We start from the raw sequence: 16,767 nt of genomic DNA on the forward strand, positions 1-16,767 counted from the left end.
CCTGTGCCACCGCGAAGGCCGGGATTCCTGGCGGGAGCGACGGCCCGCACCACCGCGGACCCGAGCAAAGCGAAAGGGCGAGCCCATACGGACCCGCCCCCTTGATCGCTTTTCCTACTCCGCGGCGCTGTCGCCCTCGCCACTGCCGCCTCGCCCGCGACCACCCCGGCGCCGGCGCCGCCGAGCGCGCCCGGCCCCGCCCTCGTCCGAGGTCACGGCCACGGCCGAAACCTCCTCGGTTGCCGACGCGGGGGCCACGGCGGCCGACGACTCGGCGTGCTCGGCCGCGTCCACCTCGCCCCGGCGCCGGCGGCGGCGCGGACGACGCGGCTCGGTCGGCTCGGCGGTCTCGGTGGCCGTGGCGGCCGGAGCCGACGACCGCGAACGTCCGCGGCCCCGAGCGGCCCGCCCGCGCGGCTTGCCCTCGATGTCCTCCAGCTTCTCCGCCGACAGGCCCGCCCGCTTGCGGTCGGCCGTCGGCAGGGAGCCGGTGGTGCCCTCGGGGATGCCGATGTCGCTGAGCAGGTGCGCCGACGTGTGGTACGTCTCCGGCGGCTCCGGAAGCTCCATGCCCAGGCTCTTGTCGATGATCCGCCAGCGGGGCATGTCCTCCCAGTCCACGAACGTCACCGCGACGCCGGTCGCGCCGGCCCGGCCGGTGCGGCCGATGCGGTGGGTGTACGTGTCCGGGTCCTCCGGGCAGTCGTAGTTGATCACGTGCGTGACGCCCGAGACGTCCAGGCCCCGGGCGGCCACGTCGGTCGCGACCAGCACGTCGATCTTGCCGGCCCGGAACGCGCGCAGGGCCCGCTCGCGGGCGCCCTGGCCCAGGTCGCCGTGCACGGCCGCGGCCGCGAAGCCGCGGAAGTCCAGGTCCTCGGCGACGCGGTCGGCGGCCCGCTTGGTGCGGCAGAAGATCATGGTGAGCCCGCGGTCGGTCGCCTGCAGCACCCGCGCCACGATCTCGATCTTGTTGAGCGGGTGCGTGCGGTAGACGAACTGCTTGGTCAGCGGCGACGGGCCGGTGTTCGCGTCGTGGTGCGCGTGGATCGTCATCGGCTGGCGCAGGAACCGCCGCGCCAGGGTCACGATCGGGTCGGGCATCGTGGCCGAGAAGAGCATCGTCTGACGCTCCTCCGGCAGCAGCGTCAGGATGCGCTCGACGTCGTCGAGGAACCCGAGGTCGAGCATGCGGTCGGCCTCGTCGAGCACGAGCGCGCGCACGGCGTGCAGGCGCAGGTGCTTGCCCTTGGCCAGGTCGAGCAGGCGGCCGGGGGTGCCGACCACGATCTCGACGCCGTTGCGCAGCGCCTCGACCTGCGGCTCGTAGGCCACTCCGCCGTACAGCGGCAACACCCGCACGCCGCGGGTCTTGCCGGCCGCCGCGATGTCGCGGGCGACCTGGAGCCCCAGCTCGCGGGTCGGCACGACGACGAGTGCCTGGGGCAGCCCGTCGGCGCCCTCGCCGGGGGCGGTGACGCGGTCCAGCAGCGGTACGCCGAACCCGAGGGTCTTGCCGGTGCCGGTCGGCGCCTGCCCGATCAGGTCGGTGCCGCGCAAAGCGATGGGCACCGCGTATTCCTGGATCGCGAAGGCGCGGGTGATGCCGACCGCTTCGAGCGCGGCCACGGTCTCGGGCCGCGCGCCCAGGTCGGCGAATGATGGTGAGTCGCCGCGCACGGGCGCGCGGGGGGCCACCGTCTCGGCGGCCTCAGTGTTGTCGATCGTCATGTTGTGCTCGGGGTGTCTCTCTCGCGGGAGCGCCCCTGAAGTGCCGGGTGCGCTCGATCTGTGTGGGGCGCGGGCCACACGCGACCGTTTGACTGCGGTCGCGGGCTACAAGCGCCGGTCTGCCTGGGCTAGGGTCCGCCCGGGCCTATTTCCGCCATTGTACCGACACCATGACGGATCCGCGCACAACACTGCGTGCCGCCCGTCAGACGTTTCGGCGCGGTACTGTGCCGACGTGTCCGATGTCACCCCCGTCCGGTCCGGCGAAGCAACCGGCCCCGCGGCCGCGGCGGTCGTCGATCTGCTGGGCATGCTCGCCTACGGCGAGCTCGTCGCCTTCGACCGCGTGGCCGCCGACGCCCGCCTGGCCCCCGACCTGCACCGCCGCGCCGTGCTCAGCGAGATGGCGGCCCGCGAGATCGTCAACTACCGGCGCCTGGCCGACCGCCTGGCCGAGCTGGGCACCGACCCCGAGGCGGCGATGGCGCCCTACGTCCGAGCGCTGTCGGACTACCACGAGCAGACGGAGCCCAACGACTGGCTCGAGGGCCTGACCAAGGCGTACGTCGGCGACGGCATCGCGGACGACTTCACCCGCGAGGTCGCCGCGGTGCTCGAGTCCGCCGATCGCGACCTGATCCTCGACGTCCTGCACGACTCGCGCCACGCCGACTTCGCCGCCGACGAGCTGCGCGCCGCGATCGCGATCGACCCGAAGGTGGCCAACCGCCTCTCGATGTGGGCCCGGCGCCTGGTCGGCGAGGCGATCTCCCAGTCGCTGCGGGTGGCCGCCGAGCGGCCGTCGCTCGGCACGCTCCTGGCCGTGCACGGCACCGACGTCCCGGCCCTGCTCAAGCGCCTGACCACGGCTCACACCGCGCGCATGGGCGCGGTGGGCCTGAACAACTAGCGGGCAACCGGGTCGCGGCCCATGACCACCGAAACGGGATTATCGCCCGACAGGGTATAAATCCGAAATGTCGTGGCGCGAAGCGCCCGACATTTCGGGCTCCCCAAGGCCACGAAAAAGGGCCCCCGAACCCGGGAGCCCTCTCACGCCCAGAGCCGGCTCTCAGCGCGCGGCCGAGAACCCAACCGGCCGCGGCGACGACTCGGCGATCTCCACGTAGGCCAGCTTGCCAACGGGCACGATCACCCGGCGGCCCTTGTCGTCGACCAGGGACAGAACACCTTTATCGCCACCGTTGATCGCGTCGGTGACCGCAGACTCGACCTCGGCCGGCGACTGCGTGCTCTCCAGCACCAGCTCCCGAGGCGCGTACTGCACGCCGATCTTGACCTCCACGTCGTCCTCCTTGATCGGGCGCGGCCGTGCTTAGGCCCGCACACCCAGTGTGGTTGAAGATTAACGCGATCAGGCGTGTTCGCCGTGCAGGGGGAAGCTGGCGATGCCGCGCCACGACAATGCGGTCAGCAGGGTCTCCGCCTCGTCCTTGTCCACCTGGCGGCCGTTGGCCAGCCAGAAGCGCGCCGCGATCTCGGCCGCGCCGACCAGCCCCGACGCGAGGAGCTCGGCGCGGGCGCGGCTCACTCCGGTGTCGGCCATGATCGTGTCGGTGATGGCCGCGATGCAGCCGGTCTCGACGCGGTCCACGCGTTCGCGCACGGCGGGGTCGTTGCGCAGGTCGGACTCGAAGACCAGCCGAAAGGCTTCACTCTCGTGGTCGATGAAGTCGAAATAAGCCTGGATCGCGCCCCGCACGCGGTCCTTGTTGTCGGTGGTCGCCTCCATCGCCGAGCGCACCCGCGAGACCATCGCGTCGCAGTGGGTGTCGAGCAGAGCGAGGTACAGCTCCAACTTGCCCGGGAAATGTTGATACAAGACCGGCTTCGAAACGCCCGCTCGCTCCGCGATGTCGTCCATCGCCGCGGCGTGGTATCCCTGGGCCACGAACACCTGCTGTGCCGCGGCGAGCAGTTGCTTTCGCCGGGCCGACCGGGGCAGCCGCACGGGCCGACCGGCCGCCTGCGTGCCGCTCATCGCCGAGGTCATGTTCACCATCCGGATTTGGGTCGAGATTGCAACTTACCCCCTTTCCACCCACACGGTAGCCTCACCTAGGGGCGACGGAGGAGCGTGCGGTGGACGAAACAGGGCAAGCCGGTAGCCCGGACGCGGGCGGTGCATACCCTGGTGGCAGCCTTGGCTCGGGTCCGGGCCCGGGTCGCGATCGTGCCGCATACCCGAACGGGCAGGTCAACGGCCAGACGCCGACCGACGACGCGCTCGAGGCGATCGTCTCGGCGTGGCGCGAGCCGGCCACCGGCGCGATCGCCGGGCGGGCCCAGGTGACTGGCGCGTTCAACATTTCCGGCATCAACGGCGGTCATGCCCTGGGGTCGAACGGCGTCAACGTCAACGGCGCGAACGGCTCGGCGAATGGCCACGGCGTGAATGGCGCAAACGGCACCAATGGGATCAACGGCGTCAACGGTGCCGGCCCGCGCGGCCGGGCCGAGGTGCGCAGTCCGTATTCCGACATGCTGGCCCCGATGAGCCCGCCGGTCTCCGCCCCGCCGCCGGTCCAGCCGCCCACCTCGACGCTGCACTACGGGCACTACGGCCCCGACGGGCAGGGCTGGCCGACCTCGAGCCCGACCGGCGAGACGAAGAGCGTTCCGCCGCCGCCCGCGCCCGGCACGGTTTACGGAGCCCTCTCGACGGAGCACACGGGTGAGGTGCGCCGACCGATCTCCGCCCAGCCGTCCTACGGCCAGCAGCCCTACGAGCCCGAGCCGCAGCCGTACGAGCCCCGCTCGTACGAGCGCCCGAGCCGGGAGCTGCCCGCGGCCTACGAGACCCAGGGCTACGAAAACGCCACCACCTACGAGCAGCCGCCGTCCGCGCTCGACCGCGTCGCGGAGCAGCAGGTGCAGGCGCACGACCACTGGGGCTTCCAGGGCGGGCAGTATCAGCCGCAGGAGCAGCGCCACTGGGCCCCCGAGCCCGCCCAGCCCGAGTTCGACTGGGCCGCCCCGAGCCAGCACCCGGCCGCCCCGGCCGAGTCGGCGCCGCCGCCCGCTCCCGCGCAGCCCCAGCAGCTGCCGACCCAGCGCGTCCCCGAGAACGATCCGCTCGTCGGGCCGCTGCCGCCCGTCCTGCTCGGCTCGGCCACCACGATGGCGCCCGCCGAGCCGGTGATGCCGACGTTCGCCGACGACATGCGTCAGCCCGCCTACGAGCCGCTGGAGCTGCCCCAGCGGGTGCCCTCCGAGCCCGACGTCCCGCCGGTGCCGGCCGGGGAGCCCCCGGCCACCGCGGTCGGCGCGCCCGAGCTCACGCGCATCACCAACTACCTGCGCGAGGACGAGGACGGCGAGCCCGGCGACCCGGACTCGCGCCCCGACGGCTTCGACGTGCAGAGCGTCCTGCGGGCCGTGCAGACGGTCACCGGCGTGTCCCGGGCCAGCCTGCGCAAGAACGCCGACGGCCTGCACACCCTGCGCCTGGAGCTCGCCGACGAGGCCGACGCCGGTCAGGTCAGCCGGATCGTCGCGCGCATGCTCAACGACACGATGGGCCTGTCGGCCGAGCAGAACCCGCTGCTGCCCGACGGCATGCCGGAGCCGGCCGCGTTCGCCGAGGCGCCCGCCTCCGCGCCGGTGCCCGCCCCGCGGCCGCCGGCGACCGTCGCGCGCAACTCGCCACACAGCGCCCTGCCGGGGTACGGCCGCGAGGCCCGTCGCCGCCGGCCGGTGAGCAGCGGGGGACGCAAGCCCGCCGCGACTGTCGACAGCGTCGAGAGCGTCGAGAAGAAGGCGCCCGCGCTCGTGCCGAACCCGGGCGCGATCGTCTCGCCGCGGGTCGTCATCGAGTCGGTCGACGTCAACACGCAGGGCATCGACGCGACCGTCGAGGTGCGCCTGACCGCCGACAACCAGCCGGCCGTCGGCGTGGCGAGCGGCCCGAACTTCGACGGCTACATGCTCAAGCTGGCCGCCCTGGCCGCCGCCTCCGCCGTCGACCAGCTGCTGATCGACACCGACGCCTCCGTCCGCGCACGCTGCTACATCGAGCACGCCGCGGTCGTCGCGCTCGGCGGGTGCGAGGTGGCGGTCGTCGTGCTGCTGCTGATGTACGACGGCTTCGTGGAGCAGCTCACGGGCTCGGCCGTGGTCTCGGCGGACGGGGATTCCCGCCAGGCGGTCGTGCGCGCCACATTGGCCGCCGTGAACCGGCGTTTGGAGGCTCTGCTGCCGTAGGGCGGGGATGCGGGGCACACTTGGTTCATGAAGCGAGCCACTCTTGTCCCGGAGTTCACAGTCCCGTCACCCGCGCGGCTGCCGGAGCGGTGGCCCGGACGAGAGGTGCAGCTCGACGGATCGGTGGCGTATGTCCGCGACACCCCGGCACTGAGCGCGACCGCCGAACCCGCCGTCTACGTGCACGGCCTCGGCGGCTCCTCGACCAACTGGACCGACCTGGCCGCCATCCTGGCCGCCCGCGAGGACGGCCCCGCGCTCGACGGGCAGGCGATCGACCTGCCCGGTTTCGGCTACAGCGGCCGCGCCCGCAGCTACACCCTCGACGCGATGGCCGACCACGTCATCCGCTGGATCGAGCACAGCGACCGCGGCCCGGTCCACCTGTTCGGCAACTCGATGGGCGGCGCCGCCATCGTCAAGGCCGCCGCGCGCCGCCCCGACCTCGTGCGCTCGCTCACGCTGATCTCCCCGGCGATGCCGTTCCTCGACCCGCGCCGCTCCCTGCAGGGCCGCGTGGTGCCGCTGCTCCTGCTGCCCAACGCGGCCCGGCTCGCCGCGCGGCACATGGCGGCCATGGAGCCCGAGGCGCTGGCGGACATGGTCATCGACTCCTGCTACGCCGACCCGACCCGCTATCCGGAGCAGCGCCGCCTGGAGGCCATCGAGGAGGCTCGCCTGCGCCATCAGGTGCCGTGGTACGCCGAGGCGTACGTCGGCAGCCTGCGCGGCCTGGTGAGCAGCTTCCTGCGGGCGTACCTGCCGGGAGAGGGATCCATCTGGCGGGCGGCCGCGAGGATCACCGCGCCCACCCTGGTCATCGCCGGGCGCCAGGACAAGCTCGTCGACATCCGCACAGCCCCGCAGGTGGCCCAGCTCATCCCGGACAGCCGCCTGATGATGCTCGAGGGCGTCGGGCACGTCGCCCAGATGGAAGTTCCACGCACCGTGGCCCGGGCCGTGTTCGGCCTCATCGACGAGATCGCGAACCCGGTTGCGGAACGGGTGCAGGAGGCGGTCCGCTCGCGCGTGGCCCGGGTGCGCATGGCAAGCTGAGCGTCGATGGTGAGCCGGCTGTTCTCTGACCGCCGGCGGGAGCCGGTTGCCCTGCCGAGCGACCCGACGGCCGCCCGCGAGATCGTGCGCGCCCATCGCCATCGCCGCCGGATGGAGGCCCGACGGCGGCGGTACCTGATCGCCGGGCTGATGGCCGGGGCCGGCATGCTCGCCGCGCTCGGCCTGACCCGGCAGCTGTTCTTCGCCGACGATCCCGCGCCCGCGCCGAAGGCGGCCCCGCGGCAGGAGGCGCCGATGATGGTGCCGCCCTCGCAGCCGGCCAGCCCGCCGCCCGAGGCCGGCGCGGCCAAGGGCGACGGCACCTTCTCCTACGCGACGACCGACGGCGCCGTGGCGGGCACGGGCGGGGCGGTGAAGAAGTACCGCGTCGCCGTCGAGAACGGCGCCGAGCTGAAGGCCGACGACTTCGCCGCGGCCGTCGAGAAGACCTACGCCGACCCGCGCGGCTGGACCGCGAGCGGCCAGCTGCGGCTGCAGCGCGTCAAGGGCGAGGGCGCCGCCGACTTCACCGTGTTCCTGGCCACGCCGGTCACGTCCGAGGCGATGTGCGCCACGGCGGGGCTGCACACGGACGGGTACAGCTCCTGCCGCATCACCGGCAAGGTCATCATCAACCTGGCCCGCTGGAACACGGCCGTCCCGGACTACGGCGCGCCGGTCGAGGACTACCGGACCTATGTCGTCAACCACGAGACCGGGCACGAGCTCGGCCACGGGCACGAGGCGTGCCCGGCCGCCGGAAGGCCCGCGCCGGTCATGATGCAGCAGACGTACGGCCTCAAGGGCTGCGTCGCCAACTCGTGGCCGTTCGTGGAGGGTCAGGAGTACACAGGGCCTGAAGTGCCGTAGCTCACTCGGGTTCGGCGGTCTCGCGGGGCAGAATGAGAACCATGTCGCTGCCTCCTCTGGTCGAGCCCGCCACCGACCTGTCGGTGGACGAGGTCCGCCGCTACTCACGCCATCTGATCATTCCCGACGTCGGGGTGGCCGGGCAGAAACGACTCAAGAACGCGAAGGTGCTCTGCGTGGGCGCGGGCGGCCTGGGCTCGCCGGCGCTCATGTACCTCGCGGCGGCCGGGGTCGGCACGCTCGGCATCGTCGAGTTCGACACCGTCGACGAGTCGAACCTGCAGCGCCAGATCATCCACGGCCAGTCCGACATCGGCCGCCCCAAGGCCGAGTCGGCGCGGGACTCGGTGCTGGAGATCAATCCGTACGTCAACGTCGTGCTGCACAACGAGGCGCTCAGCAACGACAACGTGATGGAGATCTTCGCGCAGTACGACCTCATCATCGACGGCACCGACAACTTCGCGACGCGGTACATGGTCAACGACGCCGCGGTGCTGCTCGGCAAGCCCTACGTGTGGGGCTCGATCTACCGCTTCGACGGCCAGGCGTCGGTCTTCTGGGCCGAGCACGGCCCCTGCTACCGCTGCCTCTACCCGGAGCCGCCCCCGCCCGGCATGGTCCCCTCGTGCGCCGAGGGCGGCGTCCTCGGCGTCCTGTGCGCCTCGATCGGCGCGATCCAGGTGACCGAGGCCATCAAGCTCCTCACCGGCGTCGGCGACACGCTGCTGGGCCGCCTGATGGTCTACGACGCCCTCGAGATGTCGTACCGCAAGATCAAGCTCCGCAAGGACCCCAACTGCGCGATCTGCGGCGAGAACCCGACCGTGACCGGCCTCATCGACTACGACGACTTCTGCGGCGCCGTGTCGGACGAGGCCCAGGCCGCGACCGTCGGCTCCACGATCACCGCAACCGAGCTCAAGGAGTGGCAGGACTCCGGCAAGCCGATGGACCTCATCGACGTGCGCGAGCCGGCCGAGTGGGAGATCGTCCGAGTCCCCGGCGCCCGGCTCGTCCCCAAGGGCGAGATCCTCAACGGCAACGCGCTGTCGGACCTCCCTCAGGACAAGCAGATCGTCCTGTACTGCAAGAGCGGTGTCCGCTCCGCCGAGGCTCTCGCCGCGGTGAAGGCGGCGGGCTTCAAGGACGCCGTCCACGTGCAGGGTGGCGTGGTCTCCTGGGTGAAGACGGTCGACCCGTCGCTACCCATTTACTAGTTCTTCAGGTCGTGATGTTCCCCGCCCGGCTCACCCGTGTGGGTGGAGCCGGGCGGGCGGTAGCCTACGGCCATGGTGGACCTTGACGCCGCGATCGGCTACGTAGTCGCCCACGGCGACGCTGTGGACCGAGCCCGCCTCGCCTGGCTGCGCACCGGCCAGACCCCGACGGCGGACGTCCTGGACCGGGCCGAGACCGGCCAGGCGTCGACGGGCGGCTGGCCCGCGTACTTCGGCGCCCACGTGGCCTCGATCGACGCCACCTGCTTCCGCCTGGCCGAGCTCGACGACCTCGGCGCGATCAACCGCCCCGCGGCCCGCCGCGCCCTGTCCTGGCTGGCGCACAGCCAGCGCCCGGACGGCATGTGGGAAGAGGACGAGTCCCTGGCCGGCGTCGCCCCTCCGTGGGCCCAGCCGGGCGACGACGAGGCGCGCCTCTTCCTCACCTGCAGCTCCGCGTACTGGCTGGTCATCGGCGGCCCCGCCCCCGGCGACGAGGACGAGCACGCCGCCCGGATCGCCCGCGCCGCGGAGGCCTTCCGCGCCTCGCTGCGCCCCGACGGCTCCTGGCCCTCGTTCCTGGTGACCGGCTGGCTGGGCTGCGCGGTGCTGTACCACCTCGGCTGGTTCTACGAGTCGGCGCAGATCCAGGTCGCGCTGGCCGACCGGGTCCCGACCATGACGGCCGCGGACACGGCGTGGCTGTACGCGTCGCTGCGGCGCATCGGGATGTCGACGGAGGACTGGCTGCTGGGCGCGGCGCGCAAGCGCCTGCTGGAGACGCAGCGCAGCGACGGCGCCTGGACCAGCGACGACGGGGACCAGTTCAACGTCCACACGACGCTGCAGGCCATCCGCGCCCTCCGCTGACGCCGGCGCCGGCGGCCCGGCGAGCGCTTCGTACACATGTTCGTCCACAGCCTGTGGATAGAACATGTGTACGACGGTCGAGTCGCGGCCTGGCTGCCGAAATCTGCGCCTGATCATGGCGATCGGGGACGAGTTCGAACCGGGCAAGTTGCCTTGGCGAATCAGTGCGGCGGCCCCAACGAGCCGAGACCGCCGTCCGGGCCGGCCTCAGTCGACCAGGCGCATGGCGACCGTGGGGGCGTCCAGCAGTACCGATGCCGGCTCCGAACCGACCACCGTCTGCAGGCGATGGTCGCCCACCACCAGTTCCACCCCGGTGTAGAGCTCGATCGAGTCCCACCCGTCCAGCTGGTAGGACTTCTTGTAGATGCGCTCCGTCTCCTCCTTGATGTCAGGGGACGAGCGCTTCCAGATCACCGTGCCGTTCTCGCTGGTGTCGGTCACTTTGAGGTGGCCCGACTCCACCTCGAGTCGCACGTGCTCCTTCGCGATCCAGGCCGCGGCGGCCTCGTGCAGCCAGGTCGCGACCGAGATGTCGTCGGGGTTCTTCGGGTCCTTGCCGACTCGCACCGGGTGGTCCGTGGCGACCACGAAGCGGCGGCGCGCCAGGTCGTCCACGACCACGGCCACGGCGAAGGCGGGTGGGCGCGGGCCGATGTCCTTCACGGCATCGCCGTGGCGGGGGCAGGCGGGCATCCCCGCGCGCATGCGCGGGACCGGCTGGCCGATGCGGCGGGACGCGCCGAAGGCGGGGCAGTCCGGCTCCTTGCAGCGCCACTCGCGGGCCATCAGCGACGCGCCCACGCCGCTGGGGTCGGCTCTGGTGAAGCGGCGGCGTACGACTCGGGTGCGGCCGAAGCGCTGGGAGCCGCGCGCGGTGAAGGACTGCAGGCCGTCCGGGCGGCCGCCCTGCTGCTCGGCGGGGGGCGGGTCGGTGGCGGGAGCCGGCTCGGCCATCTTTTTCTCGGTCGCGGGGTCGTCCGGGTCGGGCGGCACGATGGGCAGCGTCGCCTTGCCCACGACCACCAGGCGCTCCTTGCCGTCTTTCGGCGGTGTCGGCTCGCCGCCCGGCGTCAGCACGGCGCCGCCGGCTCTTGGGGTCAGGCGCAGCAGGCGCTCGGGGCTGTCGGAGATCCACGGGAAGCGGGCCGCCTGCTGGGGCAGGTCGCGCACCACGATGAGCGGCAGGCCGGTGAAGTCGGCGATCTCGGCGGGGCGGTCGGCCACCACCGGGGTGACCTCGATCAGGCCGTCGTCGGCCCAGCGGCCCAGGACCATGCGCTCCTTCGACGTGAGCGCGGCCTCGGAGAGGACCTCGCGGCCGGCCACGGGATAGAGCATCGCGCCGGCGTCGATCAGGTAGCGGCTCAGCGCGTCGACCACCATGCCGAGGCGCAGGAGGTTGATGGGGCGGCCGCCGTCCAGCGCCACGAAACGGGCGACCTCCGCCAGGTCGACCACGGCCTGCGCCAAGGTCACGTCCGTGGTCAGCCGCTGCTCGATGGTGTCCATGACCCGGCTGATCTCGAACCGCATGACGGCGCCTCCTACCTTCGACCCCAACACGCCCGTCGACCTCAACACCCTAAGGCGAGGCGGCCACGAATTGACGGGACGCCACGAGGATCAGACTTGTGTACCAGTCCGGAAGGTTGCACGCCATAACCTACAAAACGACGATCAGCTTACGAAAGGGTCAGTCGTCCTCGCCCTTTCCCTTCTTCCCGTTGTTCTTCTTCGCCGGCTTTCCCGGGTCCTTCACGACCGGGGCCTTCGGCGCGCCGGGGTTCGCGGCGGGGCCGGGCTTCGCGCCGGTGCCGGTGTTGGTGGCGGGGGGCGGGGCGACCGTGGTGATCACGACCTGCGCGGCCGGGGCGACGAGGACCGAGCGGCAGGCGGCGCCGTTGAGCGCGAAGTCGCTCGGCAGCGCGGACGCGTCGCGGTAGGCGCCCGCGACGGCGAACTCGGCGCCGGAGGACAGGTCGGTGGCGAGGTCGCCCCCGCCGAGCAGGACCGTCGCGCCGTCCTGGTGCCAGGTCGCCCCGTCGATCGCGCCGATCGCCTGGCCGTCGGGCAGGCGGAAGGTGAGGCTCCAGCCGCCGGTGCCGCCCGCGGCCTTGACGCGCAGGTCGGCGTTGAAGTTGCCCGCCTGCTCGGTGCGGACCGAGTACTCCACGCTGCAGTCGACCGGCGCCGCGGCCGAGCCCGAGGACGACGCGGACTCGGCATGGGCCGCGGGCTGGGCCGACTCGGCGGCGCTGCCCGAGGTGGACAGGGCCAGCACGCCGACGGCCGCGGCCGCCACGACGCCGCCCACGAGCACACGGCTGCGCAGGTGCCGCGGGAGCAGGACGCGCTCGGTCTCGTCCAGCACCGGCGCGTCCGCCTCGGTGGTGACGGGGGGCTCCAACGTCAGGAAGCCGGCCAGGACGCCGGCCATCTCGGCGGCGGAGGGCCGGTTCTCGGGCGCCTTGGCCAGGCACCGGGTGATGGCCGCCGCGACCGGCGCGTCGACCAGGTCGTCGGGCAGGGGCGCCGGGCGGGTGCGGCGGTGCGCCTCCAGCACGCCGGTCGTGCTCGCGCCCTCGGGCCACGGGAAGCGGCCGGCGAGGGCGCGGTACAGCAGCAGCCCCAACGCGTAGACGTCGGTCGCCGCGGTGGTGGGCAGCCCGCGGATGCGCTCGGGGGCCAGGTAGGCGGGGGTGCCGAGGATCTGCCCGCCGATGTCGCTCTCGTCCCCCGCGAGCGCGGAGATGCCGAAGTCGACGAGCTTGGCCCCGTCGTCGGTGAGCATCACGTTGGCCGGTTTGACGTCGCGGTGCACGAGCCCGCGCGCGTGCACCGCCGCGAGCGCCGCGGCCAGCTCGGCCCCGGTGCGCAGGACCGTCTCGGGCGGCAGCGGGCCGGCCTCCTCCAGCGAGCGGCCGGTGACCAGCTCCATCACGACGTAGGGCACGTCGTCGGGGCCGTGGCCGAAGTCGTACACCTGCGCGATGTGCGGATGGCTGAGCAGCGCGGCGGCCCGCGCCTCGGCCTGGATGCGCCGCCGGGACTCGGGGTCGGCGTGCAGCTTCGAGGCCAGGATCTTGACCGCCACCGGTCGCTCGAGCACCTCGTCGAAGGCGCGCCAGACGACCGACATGCCGCCCGCGCCCAGGGGCTCGATCAGCCGGTACCGCGCTCCACTCAGGCCATTCCCGTCCACGCCATGGTCATGCCCAGATTCACCTCCGTCACACGGAAATCGTCCGCCGGGTGAGCGCCGTGGGATTCCAGCAGGGCGAGGAGGGGCTCGATCTTCTCGTACAGCAGCAGGACGACGTCCCCGGGCCGCGCCATCGCCAGGGCCGCCGGCACCGCCTCGTCGACCGTGCGCACCTCGACGCAGGCGGTCTCGGGCGCGGCCCGCAGCAGCTCGTCGCGGACGATCCCGGGCACCTCGCCGGGGGCCCGGCCGCGGCGGTCGGCGTCCTCGTAGAGCACCACCCGCCCGAACCGGGACCCGACCACCGTCGCGGACTCGCGCAGCAGGTCGTCGCGGCGGTCGCCGGGCAGCGTGATCGCGGCGACCGCGCGCTCGCAGCCCCACACCCGCTCGACCAGGTCGCTGACGGCGGCGATGGCGGCCGGGTTGTGCGCGTAGTCCACCAGCACGTCGACGTCGCCGCAGCGCAGCAGCGTCCCCCGGCCCGGGTTGTCGGCCGGGTCGGTGCCGAAGCGGCGCAGCCGGTCGGCGACCTGGGCCGTGGTCACGCCCAGCACCCGGGCCGCGGCCGCGGCGGCGAGCGCGTTGGCGACGAGGTGCCGGGCGGCGCCGCCGAAGCCGCCCCCGAGCTCGTTCGCGGCGAGCAGCGGCACCCACCGGCGGCCGGCCAGCTCGACGAGCCAGCCGTCGGCGAGCAGGTACGCCCGCCCGCCGGAGTCCCAGTGCCGGCGCACGAGCGGGTTGCGGGGGTCGAGCGAGCACCAGATGATCTCGCGGCCGGGGAACTCCAGCTCGCGGCTCCTCGGGTCGTCGGCGTTGAGCACCACCGCGCCGCCCTCGCGCACCCGCTCCGCCACGACCGACTTGAGGTCGACGAGCTCCTCGACGCTCTCGATGCCGTCCTGGCCGAGGTGGTCCGAGGAGAGGTTGGTGATGATGCCGACGTCGCTCCAGTCGTACCCGAGCCCCTGGCGCAGCAGCCCGCCGCGCGCGGTCTCGAGCACGGCCGCGTCGACGGTCGGGTCGCCGAGCACCACGCGGGCCGAGCGGGGGCCGGTCGCGTCGGCGCGCTGGATCAGCCGGCCGCCCACCACCACGCCGTCGGTCGTGGTCAGCCCGACGCGCAGCCCGGCCCCGGCGAGCAGGTGCGCGGTCAGCCGGGCCACCGTGGTCTTGCCGTTGGTGCCGGTGATGGACACGATCGGGATGCGCGACGGCGTCCCGGCCGGGTAGAGCGCGTCGACGATCGCGGCCCCGACGTCGTGCTGCTCCAGGTGCATGCGCAGCCCGGGAGCGGCGTTGACCTCGATCACCCCGCCCCGGCGCAGGGACAGCTCCTCGGCGATGTCGGGCAGCCGCAAGTCGATCCCGGCGATGTCGAGCCCGACGAGGCCGGCGACCCGGCGGCACAGGTCGGCGATCGAGGGGTGCACGAGTTTGGTCACGTCGACGCTGGTACCGCCGGTGGAAAGGTTGGCGTTGTCGCGCAGCCACACCGTCCGCCCCACCTCGGGCACGTCCCCCACCCCGAGCCCCTGGCGGCGCAGGAGCGTGTGGGCGACCTCGTCGACCGCGAGCCGGGTGAGCGCGCGGGCGTGCCCGTCGCCGCGGCGGGGGTCCTCGTTCGCGCGGGCGATCAGCCCGGCGATGTCGGTGCGGCCGTCGCCGATGACGTGCGCGGGGACCCGCTCGGCGGCGGCGACGATCTCGCCCCCGACGGTGAGCACCCGGTAGTCGCGGCCGTCGATCTGGCGCTCGACGACGGCGCCGCCGCCGTCCGCGGTCGCGGCCTCGAAGGCGGCGCGCACGGCGTCGGGGGTGTCGATGCCGAGGTACACGTGCCGCCCCTGCCGCCCGCCCCGGGGTTTGACCACGACCGGCGGGCCGAGCTCCTCGAACAGCTTCAGCGCCTCGGCCACGGTGTCGGCCGGCCCGCCCGTCGCGACCGGGATGCCGGCGTCTTCCAGCAGGCGGCGGGTGAGCTCCTTGTCCCCGGCGATGTCGACGCCGATGGCCGAGGTCTGGTCGGTCAGCGCCGCCCAGACCAGCCGCCGGTGGCGCCCGTAGCCGAGCCGCAGGAGACTCAGGTCGCCGATGCGCTCGACCGGGATGCCGCGGGCGCGGGCGGCCTGGGCGATCGACTGGGTCGACGGGCCCGGCTTCTCGCGTTCGTACCGCCGCTGCAGATCGGTCAGGTCGAGCGCCGGGGGCGTCTCGCCGCGAGTCAGCGGGAGCACGAACTGCTGGATCGCCTTTTCAAGGAGTTTCTCGGATATTTCGGACTCAAGCGGCTCGTCGACGGGGCACTCCATGATCACGTCGAACGCGGCCGAGTCCTCGGTGCCCACCGTGCGGCCGAAGCTGACTTCGCGGCCCATGAGGTTGGACAGCTCGATCGCGATGTGCTCCGCGGTGTGGCCGAAGTAGGTGCCGCCGTGCAGCCGCGTGACGAACCCGCCGGGCGCCCCGGCCGCGCAGTGGTGCTCGGCCAGCCCCGGCAGCAGCTCCAGCAGCCGCTCCGGCAACCCGGGGAAGTCGCAGGTCTCGCGGCCCGTGAGCGCGTCGAGCAGCACCCGGGTCACCTGGACCGGGCGGGCGAGGTACCGGTTGGGCCCCCGCAGGCGCCGGCTGCTTTCAATACGCATTGTCCTCTTCCGCTCTCCTCATCGGCGACCGCTCGGTCAGGTTGAACCGGTGTCCGGCCGGCAGGACGTGCAGTTGGGCACCCCACAGCGCGATCGGGCCGCCGGGCTCCCCGGCGAACTCGACCGAGGGGCAGTGGATGTCACGCGCCTGGCCGGCGTCGATCACGGTGACCGTGCCGCGGCCGAGGACCTCGAAGATCTCCCCGTCGACGAGGATGGCGGTGTTCTCGTCGATCCCGAGCCCGAGCTCGTGCGGGAACATGGCGATGGCGCTGAGCAGCCGGTTGAGCCGCCCGCGCTCGGCGAAGTGCATGTCGATGAGCACGCCGGGCAGGAACTCCATGCCGGGGCCGGTCCGCACGCTGCTCGTGCTCACCGAGGCGACGCTGCCGCCGAGGATCATGGTGCTGGACATCATGGCGGCGCCCGCGCTCGTGCCGGCCAGGATCATGCCCTCGGCCAGCCGGGCGTGCAGCGCCGAGTCGACCTTGGAGCCGCCGACCACGGTGGTGATGCGCAACTGGTCGCCGCCGGTGAAGAAGACGCCGGTGGCGCGCTCGATCGCGGCCACGGCCAGGTCGCCGTTGGCGTCCTCGCGCGACTCGAGCCGCAGCGCCGTGACGCGCGCGGCACCGAGCCGGTGGAAGACCTCGGCGTACTCCTTCTCCCGCTCCCCCGGGCTCTCGCTCGCGGTGGCGATCACGACAAGGTGCGCGTCACCGCCGCCGGCGAGCAGCACGAAGCGCTCGAGGATCTCGTCATCGCCGGCGTCGTGACTCTCCGCGCCCCCGATGACGAGCAGTTTTCCCGCCATCCCACCTCCACACCCCATCTTGGGGACCGGTGGTGCCGGGCGTCCGAGGTTTGCCCGGATTGCTCGCGCGGGCCCCGGCCGCACGGCTCCCGGCACCGGCCCGAGCCATGGATCGACATCGTGTTTCGAAAT

At 73.0% G+C, this 16,767-nt stretch carries 13 protein-coding genes; 6 read left to right on the forward strand and 7 right to left on the reverse strand.

Annotated features, from left to right (window positions below):
• Positions 1-114: 114 nt before the first annotated feature.
• A complete protein-coding gene (locus ACQP1P_RS44490; RefSeq protein WP_433080892.1) occupies positions 115-1,731 on the reverse strand; it encodes a DEAD/DEAH box helicase in 1,617 nt (538 codons plus the stop codon).
• A gap of 235 nt (positions 1,732-1,966) precedes the next feature.
• Here ACQP1P_RS44490 and ACQP1P_RS44495 point away from each other — a divergent pair, with 235 nt between their 5' ends.
• Positions 1,967-2,641, forward strand: a complete 675-nt coding sequence (locus ACQP1P_RS44495) for a ferritin-like fold-containing protein (protein ID WP_433080894.1) — start codon at positions 1,967-1,969, stop codon at positions 2,639-2,641.
• Between the two features lie 162 nt (positions 2,642-2,803).
• Here ACQP1P_RS44495 and ACQP1P_RS44500 read toward each other — a convergent pair whose 3' ends face one another.
• The gene (locus ACQP1P_RS44500; RefSeq protein ID WP_350619790.1) at positions 2,804-3,037 is read right to left on the reverse strand and encodes a DUF3107 domain-containing protein; all 234 of its coding nucleotides are present in this window, start codon (positions 3,035-3,037) and stop codon (positions 2,804-2,806) included.
• A gap of 69 nt (positions 3,038-3,106) precedes the next feature.
• On the reverse strand, positions 3,107-3,745 hold the full coding sequence (locus ACQP1P_RS44505; RefSeq protein ID WP_433090391.1) for a TetR/AcrR family transcriptional regulator: 639 nt from the start codon (positions 3,743-3,745) through the stop codon (positions 3,107-3,109).
• A gap of 89 nt (positions 3,746-3,834) precedes the next feature.
• Between ACQP1P_RS44505 and ACQP1P_RS44510 the strand changes: the two genes are divergently transcribed.
• From ACQP1P_RS44510 to ACQP1P_RS44530, 5 genes are all read left to right on the forward strand, one after another.
• The gene (locus tag ACQP1P_RS44510; RefSeq protein WP_433080896.1) at positions 3,835-5,955 is read left to right on the forward strand and encodes a hypothetical protein; all 2,121 of its coding nucleotides are present in this window, start codon (positions 3,835-3,837) and stop codon (positions 5,953-5,955) included.
• Between the two features lie 27 nt (positions 5,956-5,982).
• Positions 5,983-7,011, forward strand: coding sequence for an alpha/beta fold hydrolase (locus tag ACQP1P_RS44515; RefSeq protein ID WP_433080898.1), 1,029 nt, complete (start codon positions 5,983-5,985; stop codon positions 7,009-7,011).
• 6 nt (positions 7,012-7,017) lie between these two features.
• Positions 7,018-7,881, forward strand: coding sequence for a DUF3152 domain-containing protein (locus ACQP1P_RS44520; RefSeq protein WP_433080900.1), 864 nt, complete (start codon positions 7,018-7,020; stop codon positions 7,879-7,881).
• Between the two features lie 41 nt (positions 7,882-7,922).
• Complete coding sequence (gene moeZ / locus ACQP1P_RS44525) at positions 7,923-9,101, forward strand: adenylyltransferase/sulfurtransferase MoeZ (protein ID WP_350619802.1); 1,179 nt, start codon at positions 7,923-7,925, stop codon at positions 9,099-9,101.
• Positions 9,102-9,173: 72 nt separating this feature from the next.
• Positions 9,174-9,971 (forward strand): squalene--hopene cyclase, encoded by a 798-nt coding sequence (locus tag ACQP1P_RS44530; RefSeq protein ID WP_433080902.1) that lies wholly within the window; start codon positions 9,174-9,176, stop codon positions 9,969-9,971.
• A gap of 207 nt (positions 9,972-10,178) precedes the next feature.
• Here the strand turns inward: ACQP1P_RS44530 and ACQP1P_RS44535 are convergent, their stop codons facing one another.
• From ACQP1P_RS44535 to ACQP1P_RS44550, 4 genes are all read right to left on the reverse strand, one after another.
• Positions 10,179-11,507, reverse strand: coding sequence for a hypothetical protein (locus ACQP1P_RS44535; protein WP_433080904.1), 1,329 nt, complete (start codon positions 11,505-11,507; stop codon positions 10,179-10,181).
• A 160-nt stretch (positions 11,508-11,667) separates the two neighbouring features.
• Positions 11,668-13,176, reverse strand: coding sequence for a serine/threonine-protein kinase (locus tag ACQP1P_RS44540; protein ID WP_433080906.1), 1,509 nt, complete (start codon positions 13,174-13,176; stop codon positions 11,668-11,670).
• Complete coding sequence (cphA, locus tag ACQP1P_RS44545; RefSeq protein ID WP_433080908.1) at positions 13,158-15,821, reverse strand: cyanophycin synthetase; 2,664 nt, start codon at positions 15,819-15,821, stop codon at positions 13,158-13,160. Before cphA ends, ACQP1P_RS44540 begins: the two co-directional genes overlap by 19 nt.
• Positions 15,811-16,635, reverse strand: a complete 825-nt coding sequence (locus ACQP1P_RS44550) for a cyanophycinase (RefSeq protein ID WP_433080910.1) — start codon at positions 16,633-16,635, stop codon at positions 15,811-15,813. The genes cphA and ACQP1P_RS44550 overlap by 11 nt, the downstream gene beginning before the upstream one ends.
• Positions 16,636-16,767: the final 132 nt, after the last annotated feature.

This window comes from Dactylosporangium sp. CA-052675, assembly GCF_050947935.1.
In the GTDB taxonomy this organism is placed as follows: Bacteria; Actinomycetota; Actinomycetes; order Mycobacteriales; family Micromonosporaceae; genus Dactylosporangium.

Coding starts and splice junctions, on each gene's coding strand:
- cphA (WP_433080908.1), bottom strand. CDS start 15,821: ATGCGTATTGAAAGCAGCCGGCGCCTGCGGGGGCCCAACCGGTACCTC.
- moeZ (WP_350619802.1), top strand. CDS start 7,923: ATGTCGCTGCCTCCTCTGGTCGAGCCCGCCACCGACCTGTCGGTGGAC.
- ACQP1P_RS44520 (WP_433080900.1), top strand. CDS start 7,018: ATGGTGAGCCGGCTGTTCTCTGACCGCCGGCGGGAGCCGGTTGCCCTG.
- ACQP1P_RS44530 (WP_433080902.1), top strand. CDS start 9,174: ATGGTGGACCTTGACGCCGCGATCGGCTACGTAGTCGCCCACGGCGAC.
- ACQP1P_RS44550 (WP_433080910.1), bottom strand. CDS start 16,635: ATGGCGGGAAAACTGCTCGTCATCGGGGGCGCGGAGAGTCACGACGCC.
- ACQP1P_RS44505 (WP_433090391.1), bottom strand. CDS start 3,745: ATGACCTCGGCGATGAGCGGCACGCAGGCGGCCGGTCGGCCCGTGCGG.
- ACQP1P_RS44535 (WP_433080904.1), bottom strand. CDS start 11,507: ATGCGGTTCGAGATCAGCCGGGTCATGGACACCATCGAGCAGCGGCTG.
- ACQP1P_RS44490 (WP_433080892.1), bottom strand. CDS start 1,731: ATGACGATCGACAACACTGAGGCCGCCGAGACGGTGGCCCCCCGCGCG.
- ACQP1P_RS44515 (WP_433080898.1), top strand. CDS start 5,983: ATGAAGCGAGCCACTCTTGTCCCGGAGTTCACAGTCCCGTCACCCGCG.